Annotated in this window: 15 protein-coding genes, 1 tRNA gene and 1 pseudogene; 10 read left to right on the top strand and 7 right to left on the bottom strand. The window is 54.8% G+C overall.

Annotated elements, in window-relative coordinates; genetic code table 11:
* The first annotated feature begins 128 nt into the window (after positions 1–128).
* Positions 129–205, top strand: a tRNA-Met gene (locus EQV93_RS18350).
* Between the two features lie 344 nt (positions 206–549).
* Positions 550–759, top strand: a pseudogene (locus EQV93_RS18345) (glutathionylspermidine synthase family protein); the annotation flags it as partial.
* A 32-nt stretch (positions 760–791) separates the two neighbouring features.
* Here EQV93_RS18345 and EQV93_RS18340 read toward each other — a convergent pair.
* A complete protein-coding gene (locus EQV93_RS18340; protein WP_122786340.1) occupies positions 792–4,016 on the bottom strand; it encodes a hybrid sensor histidine kinase/response regulator in 3,225 nt (1,074 codons plus the stop codon).
* Between the two features lie 182 nt (positions 4,017–4,198).
* Between EQV93_RS18340 and EQV93_RS18335 the strand changes: the two genes are divergently transcribed.
* From EQV93_RS18335 to EQV93_RS18305, 7 genes are all read left to right on the top strand, one after another.
* Positions 4,199–4,774 (top strand): fimbrial protein, encoded by a 576-nt coding sequence (locus tag EQV93_RS18335; RefSeq protein WP_122786339.1) that lies wholly within the window; start codon positions 4,199–4,201, stop codon positions 4,772–4,774.
* Positions 4,775–4,841: 67 nt separating this feature from the next.
* Complete coding sequence (locus tag EQV93_RS18330) at positions 4,842–5,540, top strand: fimbrial biogenesis chaperone (protein ID WP_240892132.1); 699 nt, start codon at positions 4,842–4,844, stop codon at positions 5,538–5,540.
* Positions 5,541–5,575: 35 nt separating this feature from the next.
* A complete protein-coding gene (locus tag EQV93_RS18325) occupies positions 5,576–8,206 on the top strand; it encodes a fimbria/pilus outer membrane usher protein (RefSeq protein ID WP_240892131.1) in 2,631 nt (876 codons plus the stop codon).
* On the top strand, positions 8,199–9,125 hold the full coding sequence (locus EQV93_RS18320; RefSeq protein WP_122786336.1) for a fimbrial protein: 927 nt from the start codon (positions 8,199–8,201) through the stop codon (positions 9,123–9,125). Before EQV93_RS18325 ends, EQV93_RS18320 begins: the two co-directional genes overlap by 8 nt.
* A 20-nt stretch (positions 9,126–9,145) precedes the next feature.
* Positions 9,146–9,640: a fimbrial protein gene (locus EQV93_RS18315; RefSeq protein WP_146385489.1), complete on the top strand. Its 495-nt coding sequence runs from the start codon at positions 9,146–9,148 to the stop codon at positions 9,638–9,640.
* A gap of 49 nt (positions 9,641–9,689) precedes the next feature.
* The gene (locus EQV93_RS18310; RefSeq protein WP_146385491.1) at positions 9,690–10,172 is read left to right on the top strand and encodes a fimbrial protein; all 483 of its coding nucleotides are present in this window, start codon (positions 9,690–9,692) and stop codon (positions 10,170–10,172) included.
* A 7-nt stretch (positions 10,173–10,179) separates the two neighbouring features.
* Positions 10,180–10,698 carry a fimbrial protein gene (locus EQV93_RS18305; protein WP_240892130.1) on the top strand — a complete coding sequence of 173 codons (519 nt, stop codon included), beginning with the start codon at positions 10,180–10,182 and terminating at the stop codon, positions 10,696–10,698.
* A 1-nt stretch (position 10,699) separates the two neighbouring features.
* Here the strand turns inward: EQV93_RS18305 and EQV93_RS18300 are convergent, their stop codons facing one another.
* From EQV93_RS18300 to EQV93_RS18275, 6 genes are all read right to left on the bottom strand, one after another.
* The gene (locus EQV93_RS18300; protein ID WP_240892129.1) at positions 10,700–11,344 is read right to left on the bottom strand and encodes a response regulator; all 645 of its coding nucleotides are present in this window, start codon (positions 11,342–11,344) and stop codon (positions 10,700–10,702) included.
* A gap of 72 nt (positions 11,345–11,416) precedes the next feature.
* Positions 11,417–12,067 (bottom strand): response regulator, encoded by a 651-nt coding sequence (locus EQV93_RS18295; protein WP_122786331.1) that lies wholly within the window; start codon positions 12,065–12,067, stop codon positions 11,417–11,419.
* A gap of 95 nt (positions 12,068–12,162) precedes the next feature.
* The gene (locus tag EQV93_RS18290) at positions 12,163–13,362 is read right to left on the bottom strand and encodes an EAL domain-containing response regulator (protein WP_122786330.1); all 1,200 of its coding nucleotides are present in this window, start codon (positions 13,360–13,362) and stop codon (positions 12,163–12,165) included.
* Positions 13,363–13,373: 11 nt separating this feature from the next.
* Positions 13,374–16,142, bottom strand: coding sequence for an ATP-binding protein (locus EQV93_RS18285; protein ID WP_240892128.1), 2,769 nt, complete (start codon positions 16,140–16,142; stop codon positions 13,374–13,376).
* A 126-nt stretch (positions 16,143–16,268) separates the two neighbouring features.
* A complete protein-coding gene (locus EQV93_RS18280) occupies positions 16,269–17,153 on the bottom strand; it encodes a Dyp-type peroxidase (protein ID WP_122786328.1) in 885 nt (294 codons plus the stop codon).
* Between the two features lie 96 nt (positions 17,154–17,249).
* Positions 17,250–18,566 (bottom strand): methyl-accepting chemotaxis protein, encoded by a 1,317-nt coding sequence (locus tag EQV93_RS18275; RefSeq protein WP_240892127.1) that lies wholly within the window; start codon positions 18,564–18,566, stop codon positions 17,250–17,252.
* Positions 18,567–18,802: 236 nt separating this feature from the next.
* Here EQV93_RS18275 and EQV93_RS18270 point away from each other — a divergent pair, with 236 nt between their 5' ends.
* Positions 18,803–19,033, top strand: a complete 231-nt coding sequence (locus EQV93_RS18270; protein ID WP_122786326.1) for a DUF6555 family protein — start codon at positions 18,803–18,805, stop codon at positions 19,031–19,033.
* The last annotated feature ends 35 nt before the right edge of the window (positions 19,034–19,068 follow it).

Raw genomic sequence — 19,068 nt, 5'->3', positions numbered from 1 at the left:
AATGTGCCATTTTTTTACAAGGCATTACCATCCGAATGCCTTAAAACCTTAAGCATTTGATAGAACAGAGAAAAGTTTCAGATATTTGCTTGACACATGTCCATTACGAGGGAATAATGCGCGCCATTGGCTACATAGCTCAGTTGGTTAGAGCATAGCATTCATAATGCTGGGGTCCGGGGTTCAAGTCCCTGTGTAGCCACCAAACACCGGTTTCACAACATCGCAAGATGAAATGAAACCAACGAGAAAGCCCGCCTAGTGCGGGCTTTTTTGTGTCTGGTACATTCATACCGACTCACTACCTCCTCACGCCTCCCCTCTCTAAAGCCCTCACACATTCTGAAAGGTCAGATCACATCGCTACGGCAAACCTTTCGCCAGTCTCTCCTTATGAATAGATCTCGATAACGACTTCTTTGAGCGAGCGACAAAACTCTACCCCCTGCGCTTCAAACCTTGCACACGCTGATCCAATACTTAAACCCTCACGTTTCAGCCCTCTGTTCAGAGAGTGTTTTCCCAGCGCATTAAAAGCTTCGAACCACGAACGGAGAGCGCGTCTTTCAAGAAGGTCCTTATACCGAAGGCCCCTTTGTTCTGCAGAAGTTTGAGCCTCTGCCCAAATTCGGCGACAGCTTTACGTTGATAGGTTCCTGGGTCATTGGAGATGTGCCGTCAGGCATTGGTATTCGCGAGGACGACACATTGATCACAAAGAATACAAGTCGGTTTATACCCCATATAGTGCTCGACTGATTACAGCCTCAGATCGCCTGCGAGGGCAATAATTACACCCTGTCTTCCATTCTCTGCACCACCTCACGCAAACGCTGCAACAACGCGTTTAACTGTGCGATGGAGGCCGTATTCAAAGGTTCCTGCAATAAAGCCAGTTCGCATTCATTGCAGGCCGCCGCCAGACTAACCGCGCGCACTGAGGCCAATGCACCATTCATACGGTGTACATGATTGATCAACGTGGTGGTATTGCCCGCAATAAGGGCTTGCCCTGCGTGTTCTAGGTCTTCCTGCAGGGTGGAGATGAACAGCCTATGCATCGCTGGCGACAAGTTGATCCAGCCGTCCAGGTCATCCGCAGGAACCGCCACCGTCACTGGCTGCGGGGCCTCCTGCACAGAGGCCGAACCGTAAACCGATAACGTATGACGCAATGTCATCAGGCTCAAAGGTTTGACCAGCCATGCGCTCATCCCCGCAGCCAGGCATTGCTCGCCCTCTTCACGCATGGCGTTGGCAGTCACACCAATAATCGCAATGGACGGATCGAACTGGCGGATGTGCCGGGTTAATTGGTAGCCATCGAGTTTGGGCATATTGACGTCGGTGATAATCACGTCGAACGTCCCCTGCTGCCAGCACAGCACGGCTTGCTCACCGTCTTCGGCCAATGTCACCTGCACGCCCAGCGCTTGCAGTTGTTCTTTGAGGATTTCCCGGTTAATGGGGTTGTCTTCCGCAACCAGCACCCTCAGCGCCAGATGCGAAGCAGGTTCTACCGTTCGCACCGTCAGTGGAGGAGCAGTGCCATGGGCGACGAGCATCAAGGCGTTGGCAATGCCGCGAATGTCAAAACCGTTGACCTCCCAACCCGCGGCCGTTCGCTGTGCCTGACCCGGCCCCGATTCGGTGGCAATGACGCGCTCGCCCGCCCATTGCACGGGCTGCAAGGGGTCAGGTGCGACCTCCAGCAAAATGGCCTTGCTATCGCCAGTGTCGGCTGCGGCAAACACATGCGCACGCGCGCCCCACCCCGTTAACCAGTCAATCAAGCTCAGGGCAAGGTCCTTAAGTGGCGCCCGTACAGACACACTGATGCCTTGAAGATCAATATCCGTACTGCGGGCCAATGAACCAGCCACAACCGGCAAACGTGTTTGCAAGGAAAAGCTACTGCCCAGCCCCGGCTCGCTGACCACGCGCAAATTAGCGCCCATCATTTCACTCAAGCGCGCGCAAATGGATAAACCCAGACCCGCACCGCCGGCACGCTCGCTGCCACCTACCTGGGAAAAGGGTTTGAACAAGTGCGCCAGCTGTTGCTCGCTGATACCGACACCGGTATCCGACACTTGCCATTGCAAAGACACCTGCCCCTGCTCCAACTCAGTGACTTTGAGGCGCAACACAACGCGCCCTGAATCGGTGAACTTGATGGCATTGCTCAGCAGGTTGTTAATAATCTGCCGGATCCTGACCGCATCCCCACGCACCAGAGCCGGCAGGGTGGCATCGGCACAGGCGAATATACTCAGACCTTTGTTGGTGGCCGACGCGGCATAGCTGCGTACAGCGTCTTCAAAGACGTCCAGAGGGCAGAAGTCTTTGGCTTCTACCGCCATTTGCCCGGACTCGATCTTGGACACATCCAGCACATCGCTGATCAACTGAAACAACACCGAAGAGGAGCGTTGAATGGTGGACAGGTACTCGCGTTGTCGCTTATCGAGCGGCGTGAGCTCCAGTAACTCGATATTGCCCAGCACACCATAGAGCGGCGTGCGGATCTCGTGGCTCATGGTAGCCAGAAAGAGGGTTTTGGCCTTGCTCGCCTCATCGGCCGAGCGACGTGCCTGCTCCATCAGGTTGGCGTCATCCACGTGCCGGGTAATGTCGTTGAAGCCGCACAGCACCACGTCCTTGCCCTTGTAACGGGTGAACGCGAAACAGGCCTGTAAGTAGCGCCCCGCCACTTCCAGCTGAACTTCACCTAGCTCATGCTCACCATAATCACGCTTCAACAACGCAATCAGCTCAGCAGTGCCCTGCCATTGCTGCGCACGCTGGTTTTCCAGCAGGACCACACCGGTGCCACGTTGTACGACACATAACCCGACAGGGGCGCTGTCGAGCATGACGCGGTTGAACTCTTCACTCTCGGCCAGCGACTGGCTGGAGCGTTGAGCAGGCTCGATAATCCGCTCGCGATACCAGCGGTTAACGCGCCAGCCAATCAACACAAACAGCAACAGCAGACCCACAGCAGCCAATAACGGCCATTTCGCATAGCCAAAGAAGTTTTGATAGCTGATGGAATACAGGCCAGTCCACCGATCCGGGCCTGCCGAGGTCAGTTTGAAACGCAACCCGTCGCGGGTAAAACTCAATCCTGGCGCCAGCTCTTCCACGTCCTTGACGTCACCGAGCAACACATCTCCGGTCGGCGAGATCAGGGTGAGGTGACTGTTGCTGGTCCTCATCAGCAACCGCTCAAGATCGCCAATGTCACTGACATCCAGCAACGCCGTCAGAACAACCACACCTTGATCATCTTTGGACGGTAAAAAGTTGCGAGCCAAGTCGATGCCGATCGCCCCGACGATGTATTTACGTTTTTCCACTAGCCCGGGTGGTGCTCTCATCCACAGCAATTGCTTATTAGCCAGCGCGGGCTGGCGCGGAATCAGGTCGTCATACAGACGCTTGGTCACCTCGAAAAAGTTGCTGCTGCGTAGCAGGGGAAATTGGCGTACGCCATCAATGCCGGGCACGGCGATGGTGAATTGGTCCGTGGGGGAAAACACAAACACCTGCGGTGCCACATAGTAAGAGTCAGACCAGTAGGCGGCGAACAGATCAGTCAATTGAACGCCGAACGAGTAAACACCCTGCATGTCTGCCGCACTGAACTGATCGCGCTGGCTCACGGTAAATGGCATCGACTTGGCGGTGTCGCGGTTCTGGAACAAACGCTCATCGCCCTGACGTATCAACTCAACGTGGGAGTGCGGTTTGCTGTCCATCAACAGGTTGCCGCTGCCCTGACCGTAGCTCTCGGCAGCGCTGCGCAAAAAAGCTTCGTGCTCATGAATGCTTTCCATCAAGCGCGCGAAATGAAAGTCGGTTTTTTCGCCCTCCTCCTTCAACACCCGGTTAATTGCCCAATAACTCATGCTCACCAGCAACAAGGCCAGCCCGGTCAGCAACATCAACAGCTTATTGAGTCTCAGAGAGCTCAGTGCCAGCGCACCAAGACGTACTTTTGCTTGCTTCATGAGAGAGAGCCTATCAGGGGCATTGCAGCCCAAAAAAAGTTAAGCGTCCTAAAACAGGAATCGTCTGATGGGGGTTGCACCCGGCTCATTGCATCCTATGCAACACCTGCTGCGGCCAGCCGTGAACAGGGGGGACTGTTAAAAATGGATATGACACATAACTTTTGTAGAGGGTATCTCTCATGTTTCAAACAATCGGCAAATACACTGCTCTGTGCGGTTCAACCCTGCTGATCGCAATGGCTGCAGCGACTGCACAAGCAGCTGACGGTCAAGTTGAGTTCACCGGTGTCATCAACGATAACGCCTGCACCATTAACAGTGAAAGCGTAAAAAAATCCGTTGATATGGGCCAGGTTCGTATCGCTGACTTCGCTAACACTGTTGGCGCCACTGCCGGTGAAACGCCGTTCTCGATTTCTCTGGAGAACTGCAGCGGTTCAACGCTGAAGAACGCTTCGATCAAATTCAGCGGCCAACAAGCTGCAACAGATGCCACCGTACTGGGTATGGTCGGTGCTAACCAAGTCAAAGGCCTGGGTATCCAGATCGCCGACGCACGTACCGGTGACAAACTGCCTTTGAACACCGCCAGCACCGACTACGTGCTGCGCCCTCAATCCAACACCTTCGACTTCACGGCGTCCTACGTACGTCTTGTTGCTGACACCCCAGGTGCTGATGGCGCTCCTGATACCCGCGGTATCGGTACAGGTACCGTCAACGCGCTGGCTACCTTCGACGTTACCTACAAGTAACGCGTGTTTTTTAATGCAAGAGCTCGTGGTCTTACACGGGCTCTGGCGTTGAACAGAGGACATTTAAATGCGTTTAAAAGTTGCAGCCTTTTTGGCTTTGGCGGCAGGCTTTTGGCTGCCGCAAGTCCAGGCGGGCGTCAATGTGGGCGCCACCCGGGTCATTTACCAAAGCAAGGAAAAGGAAGCCAACCTTTCACTTTCCAACTCTGGTGAAGACGGCGTGCCGTACCTGGTGCAGTCATGGGTCAGCCCTTACGACAACCGAGACGACAGTGCGGATGAATTTATCATCACCCCGCCCTTGTTCCGTCTGGACGCCAAAGGCCAGAACATCCTGCGCATCATCGCGACCAATGCGCAAAACCTGCCTTCCGATAAAGAAAGCTTGTTTTTGCTGAACGTCAAAGCGATCCCGGCCAAGAGCGCCGAGCAAAGCAATCAGAACGTTTTGCAGATTGCACTCAAAACCACCATCAAACTGTTTTACCGCCCTGCAGGCCTGCAAGGTTCTCTTGAAGAGGCGGTGAAAAATCTGCAATGGCGTGCTGAAGGCGGAAAATTGACCGTACAAAACCCATCGGGTTTCAACGTGGTTGTCAGTGATTTTCTGATTAACAACACCACCAGCAAAGGCATGCCCGAGGTGATCAAGCCCGGCAGTACGGTGACCACGGCGATACCGCTGAAAAACAGCGACACGCTGGCGCTCACCTACATCAACGAATACGGCAGCACCGTCAAGGCAGCGCCCATCACCCTTCATTGATTCCTGAATGACTAGTCGAATAGAAGGACCTTCTCATGTTGCGAGAGCGCATGTGCGCCTTCGCGCGCCGAGTAAAAAGCTGGAGCAGTGTTAGCTTGAGTGCTGTCGGTCTGACTGCAACCGCCGTAAATGCCGATTACAGCTTCGACTCCTCATTTCTGGAAATTGGCGGCGGCAACGCTTCAGCCGAAGTGGCCGAACAAGTTAAAGCCATGAGCCAGGGCCAACTGCCCGGGATCTACCGCATCGATCTGTCAGTGGATGACCGCCTGATCGAACAGCGGGACATGAACTTCATTCGAGAAACAGCCAGCCAGGTCTCGACCCCGAATGGCCTGTTCCCCTGCTTCAGCCTTCAGGCCCTGTCGGAGCTGGGTATTGACCCCGCGCGTTTGAAAGACGCCGAGATCAGTAGCGACAAGTGCGTTTACTTCAACCGCGAACTGACCGGCGTCACCTACGACTATGACTTCAATAAGCAGCAGTTGAATCTGCAGGTGCCGCAGGCATTCATTGGCGATGTGCCCTTCGAGATCCGTCGTAAAAACTGGAATGACGGCGAGCAGGTAGCGTTTGCCAATTACAGTTTTTCCGGGAGCAACTACAACAACCAGACCGGTAGCCGGCAGTCCCAGTTCGGCAGCGTCCACAGCGGGATTAACAGCGGCGCCTGGCGATTTCGCAACTTCTCGACGTGGCAAAAAAGCACCAACGTCGACGGTAACTGGAAATCGGTGGACACCTATGTCCAGCGTGATCTGGGCAACATGATGGCCATTGCCACGCTCGGTGAGAGTTCTACCGACAGCGATCTGTTTGACACGATCTCCTACCGCGGCGCCAGCGTGGCGTCCGACCTGGATATGCTGCCCGATGATGCCCGTAATTTTGCACCGGTTATCCGCGGTGTGGCCAACGGCCGCTCATTGGTCACGTTGCGCCAGCGCGGTTACGTCATCAGCGAACAGTGGGTGCCCTCTGGGCCCTTTGCACTTAAAGGCCTGTACTCGACTTCCAGCAACGGTGATATCGAAGTCACCGTCGAGGGCCCCAATGGCGAGCGCCAGGTGTACATCCAGTCGTTCTCGTCGGTGCCGTACATGCTGCGCGAAGGTCAGCAAAGCTACAGCGTGACAGCGGGCCAGTTTCGCCCCGCCGACGGGACGTTACATTCGGAGAAACCGAGCTTTTTCCAAGGCACTTACCGCCGCGGTTTAACTGAGGGCACCACGCTGTTCGGCGGCAGCATCGTGAGTCAGCAGTACAAATCAGCGCTCATAGGCTTCGCTCATGACTTTGCCGGTTTCGGTGCCATCTCGCTGGACGTGACCCACGCCATCAGCGATGACATCGGCACGGATCCCAAAACGCTGTCGGGCCAGTCGTATCGCTTTCGCTATTCCAAGTCCATCGACCTCACGGACACCAGTTTCAGTCTGGTGGGCTACCGCTACTCCACCAGCGGTTACTACAGCTTTAATGAAGCCATCGATGCGCGCGCCAATAACACGCTGACGCCCTATGTCGATGAAACCTTGATCAACAGCGGTGCTTTCTCGCCTTATTTAGGTGGCCATATGAAAAGCAGCTTTACCGCTAACGTTTCGCAACAGTTGGGGACTTATGGCGGCATGTACGCCAACCTGACCAAAACCGATTATTGGAACCGCGCCCAAAGCAATACCTCGATTCAAGTGGGCTACAGCTTCAGTGTCGGCCGGGCTTCGTACAACGTAGGTCTGGCACAAAACAGCGGTACCGGCGATGACGTTCGCAGCCTGTCGGTGAGTGTCAGTATTCCGTTCGGCAATCCCGGCAGTACCAGCCGTGTGGGGCTGAGTACAAACCAGGACTCAGCCGGCAATGCCAGCCGTAACGCTACCTTCAGCGGCTCTCAATTCCAGGATGACTCGCTGTCTTACAACGTGGGGATCAATCAACAGATCTCTGACGACGATCGCGTGCTCGGCAGCTCGATTGCTGCCCGTTACAACGCGGCGAATGCCATTTGGCATGGCTCTTACAACAGGGATCAAAGCACTCGCCAGTCGGATTACGGCGTGGAAGGCGCAGTCGTAGCCACTCGCGACACGGTGATGTTTACCCAGCCATTAGGCGAAACCAACATTATTGTCGCCACACCGGGTGCTGCAAACGTCGGCGTACTGACCAAAAGCGGGATCAAAACCAACAGCAGCGGCTACACGGTTATTCCATCCGCCCAGCCTTACCGTAAAAACAAGGTGTCACTGAATACCGACTCGTTATCGGACAACACCGACATCGCGAATCTGGTTCAGGAAGTCACGCCTAATCGCGGTGCGTTTGTGCTGGCCAATTTTGAAACCCATAACGGCCGTCGCCTGTTGATTAGCGTGAGTTCCAGCGATGGCAAGCCAGCCCCTTTTGCCGCCGAATCTCAGCTGTTTGACCTGAAGGGCGGCTTGCTGAGCACGGCCATGGTGGCGGACAAAGGCCGGGTATTTATGACAGGTGTGCCAGACAAAGCGCGACTGTTAATCAACGTCAACGGTCAGCCGTGGTGCTCCAAGGCTTTGGATCTAAGTACCTATGACCTTTCAGAAACGGGCATCGGACAACTGCACATCCGTTGCGATGCCAAGCTGGTAACGCCAGTAGCACCTCAAGGTAGCTCCGATGAATAACCCGATAGTCCAACCTCTTCGCCCACGCTGGGTAAAAGGGTTTTTGTTCCTGCTGACGATGCTCCTCATGTCTGCCAGCCAGCATGCGTTTGCCTTGATTGAAAACAACCTTAGCTGCACGGCAACGGGCACCACGGGCCTTATTGATCTAGGCGATCTGACACCCGGACAAACGTATACCGCCAACATGACGGCCAATTGCCGAGTCACTCGCTGGTACCCCTATGGTTCGTCGCTGCAGCACACCCAGTTCTATAACGTGGGTAAAGGCAGCAAGATTCAGGTGTTTCATACCAACTCGGGCTTGATGGTTCCTGAACAGTCTATCGGCACCGCCAGCACCGTTTGCATGCCGTCAAGCTGTGTTCAGTTGTTTGTGGGCAACACCTTTTCTTACAACGTACTGCTGTATGGAACAGCCTCAACCACACCGGGCAATTACATGGTCAGCGTATCGCTGACGGACACCTCTATTCGGGGTTATGAGGCTTATGGCGACTACCTCCAGACCGTTATTCTCAGTTACCGGGTTGTCCAACCCGCCTGCGCCCTGGGTTCGGCTAAAACAATGAACCTGTCTTTCGGCACGCTCAACAGCAACGATTTTGCCACTACCCAGCAAGTGGCAAATGTCACGATGAACTGCACCAGAGGCACTCAAGTCACGGCCTCTCTGGTGCCAACCCAAGCGGCAATCAGTGGTAGCACGGGTGTTTCAGCGACCACGCTGGCCGGGCTGTCGATGGCCGCCACCTGGGCCGACACCGGCACAGCAGTCACCTTCAACAGCCCGCGTACGTTAACGCTGTCAACAGGCGCCAACACAATAGGTGTGGGCTTTCGGCCGCGATTGAATACCAGCGTATCGCCGACCGGTAACTTCACCAGTCAATACACCCTCAACATTACCTACCCCTGATCAGGCAAAGGAGCTCGACCATGAAATTATGCGTATCGCTGGCCGCAGCACTTATTGCTGGCATGGCTTGCACCTCAGCCAACGCCGTTACCGACACCGTGACCGTGAATGTCAGCGGTACGCTCACACGGCCGCCTTGTACCTTGACCAGCAGTAAAACACTGACCGTCAATTTCGGGACGATGCGCTATGACCAAATTGCGGCGGCGCCGATGGTCGATGTTCCGGTCACTATGACTTGCCCGGCCAACTCGGCGCTGAGTATCAGCGTCATGGCCTCCGCTGTGTTTCAGGGATCAACGACTCAGGCTTATGCAGGGAAGAACAACTTGGCTTACTTGATGTACTGGAACAGCGATAACTCAGCCGTCAACGTCACAGGCGTAAAACGCAGTCTGACCAACCAGAGTGGCAACGTCGATCTAAGCATGAAAGCCAAACTGACGGCTCTGGGCTCTGGAGCTACAGAGGGATCATTCAGCGCCTCGGCCGTCATCAGCATTGAGTACTTGTGACCGCTTTCACTTGCCGATCCTGCCTCGCCGTCTGCCATAGGAACAGAACATGAATAAACAACTGATAGCGCTCTCATTGCTGGGCCTGCTTGCGTCCGGTACCACGCTCGCGGCCAGCGACAGCAGCACACTCACCGTCAAAGGCACGCTGATTCGACCGCCCTGCACACTGACCAGCAATAAAGTGCTGACCGCGGACTTTGGCAGCCTTCGCTATGATCAGGTAGACACGGCTGCGCAGATCGATGTTCCGGTGACCCTGACCTGCCCAGCCAACTCGGTGCTCAATATCAGCGTCACGGCGTCCTCTGCGCTGTCGGACACGGTGGCCTCTGCCGGCAGAGCAAACCTTGGGTATTCACTGCTGTGGAAAAGTGACAGCTCGCTGATCAACATTAAGGGAACAAAGCGAAACCTGACCAACCTCAATGGGGCGGTTGACCTGAGCATGAAGGCAAAACTGGTGGCCCAGGGCGCATTGTCCGAAGGCGATTTCTCGGCCTCCGCCGTTATTAATATCGACTACTTGTGATATGAACATGATCGCCCGAATAAGCCTGTGGCTTTCACTGTTGGCTGCACTATTCCTGAGCTTTAGCTCCACAGGCTGCGCAGCAGACGCTCCTTCACTGGATATCAAGGGTACGCTGATAAAGCCGCCCTGCACGGCCAGTTTCCCGGCCTCGCAGAGCGTGGAAATCCCCAAGGTGAACCTTAATTCGCTGCGGTCGGACATGACCGAATGGACCGATGTCGCCCTTGATTTTCAGTGCATCAAAGGCAGCCAGGTGCTCCTGAAGTTCAGCGCGGGCAACGGCGCCTATGACAGCAATACTTTGCGCACGACCCTCGACACGCTGGGCTTGAAAACACGCCTTACTGACATGACCAGCGTCGCCAAATTGCTGGACGTAAAGTTCGGCGAGCCGTTGAGCTTTTCTGTTGAAGACACGCTGCTCAAACTTAAGCTGTCGGTCAGACCAGTGAAGACGGCCGATGAACTGCCCGCTATCGGCAGTTACAGTTCAACGTTATTGATGGAAATCATTTACCTGTAAGTCAGGCAAATAAATTGGCCTTGATGCACAGAATCAATAGTGCCTGATCACTGTCGACGTCGAGTTTGCGCATCCCTGATATTTTCAGGGTGCTGATGGTTTTAATACTGCGGTTCAGTGACAGCGCAATATCACTCACGCTTCTGCCTGAGGCGAACAGGCGCAACACTTCAAACTCCTTGACCGTTAGCAGGCTCAACCGTTGCTCGAAGCCATGTGCGTCTGCACTCGGCACCTCAGCCAGTGTGTGCTGCTGGTAATGGCCTTCACGGTAAAAGGCATCCAGCGCCACCAGTATTTGTTCCAACCCGGCACTTTTTGAAATGACTGCGCTGATTCCCAAATCGTACAACCAGGCCAGCACTTGGGGATTGGAGAGCGCCGTCAGAATCAACACCCGCGGCTCAGGAAAATGACGCCGCAGGTATTCCACCAGGCGCGTACCGTCGCCGTACTGTTCGTCACCCGGCATGTTGTAGTCAGTGATGATGACGTCGGGACGCAACAGCGCCACCTTACTGATGAGTTCGGAAGAGTTCAGTGCTTCGCCCACGACTTTAAATCGCGGGTCGCGCTCAATGATTTCGCGCACGCCCATCAACACAATCGGATGATCGTCGGCCAACAAAACATTCATTTGCACCATGGCGTACCTGACTCCTGCCCTGAAAACAGTGTGCGTGTTATGCCTCGTCAGCGACCACAGCCCCGGAGGTTTTCAAGACTCGAAAAGAGCAGCCTTGATGCAGTAAGTGAGTAAGGCATGGTCGGTCAGCACTTCCAGCTTGCGCATGGCCGACACTTTTTGTGTACTGACGGTTTTGACACTGCGATCGAGCTGGCGGGCAATGTCGCCTATGCTGCTGCCCGCCACAAAGAGGCGTAGCACTTCAACTTCACGAGGCGACAGCGTAGAGAAGCGCTCATCAATCACGGTGAGATTGGTGATAACGGAGCTGGCTTGCTCGGCAGGCGCTATATATGACCGGTCATTGGCCAATGCTTTCAGGGCCTTACCGATTTCCTGATGGATATGGCTTTTCGCAATAACCCCCGCCACGCCCAATTCCAGCAGGCGTGAAATAATCAAATGATTGCTCACCATGGTCAGCACCAGAATTTTTACGCGGGGAAACTGCTCGGCAATGTATTCAATCAGCCGCAGCCCGTCGCCATAAGTATCATCGCCGGGCATGTTGAAATCGGTAATTACCAGCGCAGGTTGATGTAACGTCAGTTGCTCAATCAATTGCGACGAGGTCAACGCCTCGCCGACCAGATTGAAGTACTCATCGCGCTGAATGACTTCCCGAAGCCCCACCAAGACCACCGGATGATCGTCGGCAATCACTACCTTTAATTCGCGCATTGCCTGGCTCCAGCCAAGAAGGTCAAACGTGACCCTCTGTAGACCCGCGTGTGATCGCGCCTAAAGGAGGCCATGACATTCAGTAATAAGCGGGGCTACCCCCATGATGGCTTAGAGCTATCTTCGAGTAAAAGAGTTTCAAAGTCTGTGCAGGAAACCGCGCCGCAAATCAAAAAGCCTTGGGCTTGGTCACACTCAATACCCCGCAGGAATGCTAGCTCCTCCTGTGTTTCAACCCCTTCAGCAACCACCGTCAGGCCCAGTTTGCGGCTTAATTCAACGAGGCTGCGCAGGGCCGATGCCAGATTTTCATTTTCGACACAGCCATGTACCAACGAACGATCAATCTTGAGCTCGCTAAAAGGGGTCGACACCAGGTTGAAATATGAACTGAAACCCTTGCCGAAATCATCCTGTGCCAGCCCAAAGCCCATCATGCGCAAGCGGCAAGCCCCCGCAAAGTAATTACTCATTTCCTCGGTGGTTGAGCTTTCCATCAGCTCAAACACAATACTGCGCGGCTCCGCGCCATCAGCGGCCACGTAGTCACGCAACCGATCTGCCAAATCATGGTTATCCAACAAATGCGTGGGCAGGTTGATTGACACGGGAATATCCCAACCCTGCTGGCGCCACTTTCGTTGGGCCTGCAAAGTTTGCTCAAGCATCAGCCACAGCAGTCGTTCTTCAAGGCCCATGCTGATCAAGGTGGGCAGAAAGTCTTTAGGCAACAGCAACCCGACCTCAGGATGTGTCCAGCGAACCAATGCTTCAGCACTGAGAATCGTGCCGTTACGCAACGATTTCTTGGGCTGGAACCACGCCTGAATCTGACCGTTTTTCATGGCCTGTTCGATGCTTTGCGGATCAATCTGTATGGCCAGCGCCGGGTGCTGCATTTCACCACTGTTGCGAAATATCGCCATGCGCTCTTTCAAGCGCATAACGGCATTGGCTTCAACCGGTTTGGATATCAAACCCACGACTGAAATACCCAGGTTTTTCGCCGCCAGCCCCGCACTGATCAACATGCGGCGTGATGAGGCGCTCATCAACGCCAGTGCAGGAGGTTTTTTCAAGGCTGAAATTTTCTGAATCAACTGCACACCATCCATGACGGGCATCAGCAAGTCGCTCAGAATCAAGTCATAGTCATGACGCGACAGGCATTCCAACGCCCCGTCGCCATCCCATACGGTGTCAACTTTAAAGCCTCCCACCCCATTGAAGACATTCAGCAAATATTCATGTTGAAAAGGATGATCCTCAACGACCAGTACACGATAGGGCTTCACTGGACCCTCCTTTAGAAGTGCTGGAGACAGTTGTACAAGGTGTGCAGCGTAAAAGGCTTGATCAGACACTGGTTCATGCCCGCACTCAGGCACCGCTCTTCTTCGTCGCGCATCGCACTGGCGGTGGCGCCAATGATCGGCTGCGTGACGTTCAGGGCCCGTAACTGGGTGGCCAACTCATAACCATTCATTTTCGGCATGTTGACGTCGGTGAGCACCAGATCGAACGGCTCCTCTTGCCAGCGTCTCAGGGCTTCCTGACCATTGCTGACCAGTGCCACCGTGCAGCCCAATTCTTTGAGCTGGTCACGCAAAATCAGTTGATTGATGACATTGTCTTCCGCCACCAGCACCCGCAACTTGAGCTGGAACTCACGTTTTTCTGTGGCCGTATCAAGCGGCGAATCAACACGGGTGCCCTGCGCCTTGCGCAACGCCCGATGCACGTCTTGCAGGCTGTTAAGGTCGGCTTGCCAACACGCCTGCTGAGGATCAAGTGGTGTGGACAGGTCACTGGCTGCGACAACGGCAGGCCCCTGCCATTCAGGCTCCAGCCGCTGCCGGGCCGCACCGGGGTGCAACTCCAGCAACACGGCGTCGTGGCCTTTATCACCCGCCTTGGGAGCGCCCAGTTGGGCACGCACGCCCCAGCGTCGCAGCCAATCGCAATAACACTGGGCCAACTCGCGTAAAGGCGACACTACATACACCGCCGAGGGTGCCAGCTCACAAAAGCGACTCAGGCGCTGTGGGTCTCGCACCTGCACCAAAGGCAAATGCAGAGTGAAGCTGCTACCCAGACCCGGTTCGCTGACCAGCCGCATGGTGCCGTTCATCAGGTGCATCAGCCGCTTGCAAATGGACAGGCCAAGCCCCGTGCCCGCGACCACATTTTTCGCGGATTCCACTTGATAGAAAGGCTCGAACAGATGGACCTGATCTTCATCCGCGATCCCCTTACCGGTGTCTGAGACCTGCCAGTGCAACATGACGCACTCATCATCACGGCTGTCCATTTTCAGGCGCAGGACAATTTTTCCGTTGTCGGTAAATTTCACTGCGTTATTGATCAGGTTGTTGAGGATCTGACGAATACGCGTGACATCACCCAGCAACCACTCCGGCACGGATGCATCAATCAGGGCAAACAGCTGCAAGCCTTTGGCGTGGGCTGCGGCGCAATAGCCCTGGATCACTTCTTCGATGAGTTCCATAGGGCTGAAGGTATTGAGTTCAAGCTGCAGCTGCCCCGCTTCAATCCGCGACACATCCAGCACATCGCAAATCAGTTGCAGCAGGTTTCCCGAAGAACGCTCGATGGCCTTTAAGTAGTTATTCTGCTGCTCGTTCAACTCGGTACGCGCCAGCAGCTCAAGCGTACCCAGCACGCCATACAGTGGTGTTCTGATTTCATGGCTCATGGTCGCCAAAAAGAGGGTTTTGGCTTCATTGGCGCGATCAGCCAGTTGCCTGGCGCGTTCCAAAGTGACTTCAATTTGTTTGCGCTCACTGATGTCGCTAAAAGCACAAATCAGTACGTCTTCACGCTTGTAGCGTGTGGGGGCGAAAGCCAGATAAAGAAGGCGGCCATCCTCCATTTCAACTTCATCGCTGTTAGGAGCGTCGAGTTCATCAAAAGCCTGACGAATCCAGCCATGACATAAGGTGCCGCGCTCACCACTGCTGCCCAACCATTGCTGCGACAGCGAGTTTTCCAACACCACCGTGCCGTCGGTGCGGCGAATCACACAGAGTGCTACGGGCGCCACTTGCAACACCGCGCTGCTGAAGGCCTCGCTTTCAATGAGCGCCTGTATGCGATTTTCACCCGGGGTGATAAGGCGCCGTTCGATACGCATGATCAACCAGCGCAGGCCGATGCAAACCACCAGCAACAGCGAGATGCAGCCCACCAGCGGCCAGGCCAAAACAGGCAGCAGGCTGTCAATATCAACGGCGTAGACAATCTGCCAGCCGGAAAACCCCAACTGTTTTCTGATCGCCAACCGGTCAGGAAACCAGCCGCCGCCGATAAACCCGAAGGATTGTTGCGCATTAAAGGTGTGCAACGAGCTGACCAGCGAGGATTGCACCGCGTTACTGAAGAGGATGCGACCTTGATCGTCCAGCAACAAGAAATCACCGGCACTCTCACTGCCCAGCGCCTCAACCAGCGCCGGCACTTCAACCTCAATGCCGAGCCAGCCAGAATCCGGCCTGCGCTTATCCAGGCGTTTGAACAGGTAGAACGGTGAGTCCAGCACTTGATCATCGGTAAGCCACAGTTCATCAACGGAACTGTGTGACGGCTTGCCCAGATCGGCCAAGCGCTGTAGCACAACTGTCGGCAGTTGCGGCAAGTGCGACGAGGTATCAAACAGCCTTACCACCTTGGGCGCGTCGATCTGCGGCACGTACAGCAGATTAATTTTGTGACGGCGAAAATAATCCATCATCCGCCCGGTCAACCAGAGGCTCCAATGGCCCTCATCGCTGCCCAAGCTGATGTTCATCTCCTCTTCAGGGTTCACACTGACAAAGGCTTGCGCCCCAGGGGGAGTGGGTACGCTGGCCAGTACCAGACTGGTCAGCAAGGTCTGGCGACTGACGAAAAAATCCTGCGCGTGAAATACCGCCTCATTCATGTAGCTGCGACGAAGCGACACTTCTTCATTGAAGACCGCGCGCAAATAAACGAACGAACCCGCCAAGGCCGCGACAATCAGGCCAACAGCAAATAGGTGGAGAATTTTTCGAGCAGCATTGGGTGTGGATTTCATTGCTCAAGCCTGAGGCCTGGGCGACGAAAATTTAATAAGACAATTCCTGAAACACTACGTGTCAGTGCAACGGGAGTGGGCATTGCGCCCGACTCCCGTGTATGCATTCATTTCACCGGCGAAGCATCAGCCTTGCTGAACCGCGCTGAAATCCAGACGACCGTCTTTAAGTGGCGGGCACCAGTAGTAGCCACCATTGAGCGGACGGCTGTAGCGATACAAGCCATCAATAATGCCGTCTTCCATGCCGCTCATACGGCGCAGTTGCACTTCAAACGCATTCAGGGTGCGGCCGAAGGCAACGAACATCAGCCCCGACTTACCGTTTTCAGTCCACGGCATGGAGCGGCGCACGATAAAAGCCTCAGGCGAGAAACTTTCTTGGGCTGTGCGCTTAACGTGTGCCGATTCAGGCGCATCGTCCAGTTCTTCGTTGTCGCTCATGCGACGGCCCATGATGTTGTCCTGCTCCTCGGACGGCAGTGCGGCAAAACCATTCAAGTCATGCTGCCACTGCTGAATAGCCACAAAGCTGCCACCGTCCAGTCCCGGTCCGGCGTTAGCCACGATGGCGGCGTCGATAGCCGCCTGATCGACCGGGTTCTCAGTGCCGTCTTCATAGCCAGTCAGGTCGCGATCGCTGCCGTAGCGGAAGCCTTCAGTCACATGCAGCACATTGAAAGCGGGCGCCAGTGCCTTCTCAATGGTCTGACTGCGCAACAACAGCTCACCGCGATCATCGCCCAGCAACCACAGCCACAAAGCGTGTTGAGTAGACGGATTCTCCACCATCGCGTTGAGCGCCGGGAATACCCGCAAACCTTGAACCTTTGCCCCCAATGCCATTACCAGCGGCGCGCCCAGACCCGCCACAACGCTTTTGCCATCCACCCACTGCGACAAGGTATCGAGTGCAGCCGGCAATGCCTCTACTGACTTGAGGGAGAAAAACATGTAACGCGCTTGCGAAGGTATCGGTTGGGCAAGAATGCTCGACTGGTAGGGACTCATAGAAACTCCTTTGGAAAGCGCAGAGTTTACTCCTACCCGTACTTTTTCAGTCACTGACTGAGGATTTTTCTTAATCCCTACCCGGCACCGCCGTCCTTAAGACGACAGCTGATTGGCAAACTGCCCCACGGCATCCACTACTTTTTGCGCCCCGCCTTGAATCTCGACGATCACGGTGCCCGCTTCAGCTGCCAGCGCCAGCCCTTGTTCGGCCTGCAACTTGCCATCACTCATCAAGACAACTGCATCACGGGCCATGTCCTGATTTTGACGAACCACGCTGATGATTTCCTCAGTGGCCTTGCTCGTACGCGAAGCCAACTGCCGCACTTCGTCTGCAACCACGGCAAAGCCACGGCCTTGCTCTCCGGCACGGGCCGCTTCAATGGCCGCATTGAGCGCCAGCAAATTGGTTTGCTCAGCAATCGAGCTGATGGTTTTGACGATACTGCCAATCACCTGCGACTGATCGCTCAAGGCCTCTATACCGTCACCCGCCTGCTGCATGTGGCGGGCCAGATCGCGCATTACATCCACCGCCTGAGTCACGACTTTAGTGCCGCGCTGGGCGGTGGTGTCAGTTTGCAAGGAGGTGGTGTAGGCGATACCAGCTGCGTCTGAAACGGCTTGCTCGCGCCGGATCTGATCGGTAATTACCGTGGCGAATTTGACTACTTTGTACAAGGCACCATTAGCGTCCCGCACTGGGTTATAGCTCGCTTCCAGCCATACATCCCGGCCATGACTGTCCACTCGCTGAAAACGCGCAGCCACAAACTCGCCCGCATTCAAGCGCTGCCAAAACGCCTGATATTCAGCACTGTGCTGTTCTTGCTGGGTGCAAAACATACGGTGATGTTTGCCCTGTACCTGCGCCAGCGTATAGCCCATGCCGTTGAGAAAACGCTCATTGGCAGTTAGCACTTCACCTTTGAGATTGAATTCGATCACAGCCGTGGACCGCAGCAATGCACTCATCAGGTTTTCGTGATCGCGAGACGTTTCAATCGTACGGGTCAAATCACTGGAAATGATTGAAATCCTCTGCACCCGCCCGCTGGAATCAAGAATCGGCTGCATGATCGAGCGCAGCCAGGCTTCCTGACCATTGCCGCGCAGCAAACGTACCGTGCCACAAAAGTGTTCCTTACGGGCCATAGCGCTTTGCAGGCGTTGGTAATGCTCATTACTGTGCAAATACGCCGGTACCAGCTCAGCAAGATGGCGCCCCTGAAGGGAAACTTCCGTGTACTGCATCACCTGACAAAAATTCGAATTGGCCGTTTCGATACGCCCATCAGCGCTCAGGGAGAGCATCAGCATTTCGTTGTCCAGACTCACTTTAACTTGTTGCAGGCTGGATAATTCTTCGCGAAGAGCGAACAGCTCCCGCTTCAAGCGTGTGTTGAACATAGGATTCCACTGCCGATAAAAAAATAAGCCTCAGTTCACATCGGCCAAATGGATAGATTCTGAAGGCAAATAACCGACATTACGCCCTAAAAAACACTCATCTGAATACATCCTGAATAACCACACTAAAATCAATGAAATAGTCATTGATTTTGCAGCAACTCTTTGCCAAATTTTAGAGCTAACGACTGAACATCATGGACATAACAGGGGCTCACAGGAGACAGGTCTGAATCATGAACACGGCAAAACTTTTCGTTATTGACTACACACTGCATGGCCAACCCAAGTCATTCATCATTCGCCTGCCCCGCCTGGATACTGCCACTGCCTGGTACTGGGCCGGGTGCGACGCCGGCGTGATACGCATCGGCCGCACAGATCGTGATCCGGCGAAACTGATCAACCCGGCCGAGCTGGAAAAAAAGGCGATTGCCAACGTCACTTGGCGCGCCGCCGGAAAATGAAGGCCAGCGAGGTACATCGCGCAGTCAATGACTGC

Source organism: Pseudomonas sp. TMW22091 (genome assembly GCF_022496705.1).
Lineage (GTDB): Bacteria > Pseudomonadota > Gammaproteobacteria > Pseudomonadales > Pseudomonadaceae > Aquipseudomonas > Aquipseudomonas saxonica.
Note: the sequence above shows the minus strand (reverse complement) of the source record. Positions and strands in the feature narration are given on the sequence as shown.

What these genes read in the sequence shown, in the direction of transcription:
- EQV93_RS18320 (WP_122786336.1), top strand. Translation starts at nt 8,199, where the DNA reads ATGAATAACCCGATAGTCCAACCTCTTCGCCCACGCTGGGTAAAAGGG.
- EQV93_RS18335 (WP_122786339.1), top strand. Translation starts at nt 4,199, where the DNA reads ATGTTTCAAACAATCGGCAAATACACTGCTCTGTGCGGTTCAACCCTG.
- EQV93_RS18295 (WP_122786331.1), bottom strand. Translation starts at nt 12,067, where the DNA reads ATGCGCGAATTAAAGGTAGTGATTGCCGACGATCATCCGGTGGTCTTG.
- EQV93_RS18325 (WP_240892131.1), top strand. Translation starts at nt 5,576, where the DNA reads ATGTTGCGAGAGCGCATGTGCGCCTTCGCGCGCCGAGTAAAAAGCTGG.
- EQV93_RS18285 (WP_240892128.1), bottom strand. Translation starts at nt 16,142, where the DNA reads ATGAAATCCACACCCAATGCTGCTCGAAAAATTCTCCACCTATTTGCT.
- EQV93_RS18275 (WP_240892127.1), bottom strand. Translation starts at nt 18,566, where the DNA reads ATGTTCAACACACGCTTGAAGCGGGAGCTGTTCGCTCTTCGCGAAGAA.
- EQV93_RS18280 (WP_122786328.1), bottom strand. Translation starts at nt 17,153, where the DNA reads ATGAGTCCCTACCAGTCGAGCATTCTTGCCCAACCGATACCTTCGCAA.
- EQV93_RS18305 (WP_240892130.1), top strand. Translation starts at nt 10,180, where the DNA reads ATGATCGCCCGAATAAGCCTGTGGCTTTCACTGTTGGCTGCACTATTC.
- EQV93_RS18300 (WP_240892129.1), bottom strand. Translation starts at nt 11,344, where the DNA reads ATGGTGCAAATGAATGTTTTGTTGGCCGACGATCATCCGATTGTGTTG.
- EQV93_RS18310 (WP_146385491.1), top strand. Translation starts at nt 9,690, where the DNA reads ATGAATAAACAACTGATAGCGCTCTCATTGCTGGGCCTGCTTGCGTCC.
- EQV93_RS18270 (WP_122786326.1), top strand. Translation starts at nt 18,803, where the DNA reads ATGAACACGGCAAAACTTTTCGTTATTGACTACACACTGCATGGCCAA.
- EQV93_RS18330 (WP_240892132.1), top strand. Translation starts at nt 4,842, where the DNA reads ATGCGTTTAAAAGTTGCAGCCTTTTTGGCTTTGGCGGCAGGCTTTTGG.
- EQV93_RS18340 (WP_122786340.1), bottom strand. Translation starts at nt 4,016, where the DNA reads ATGAAGCAAGCAAAAGTACGTCTTGGTGCGCTGGCACTGAGCTCTCTG.
- EQV93_RS18315 (WP_146385489.1), top strand. Translation starts at nt 9,146, where the DNA reads ATGAAATTATGCGTATCGCTGGCCGCAGCACTTATTGCTGGCATGGCT.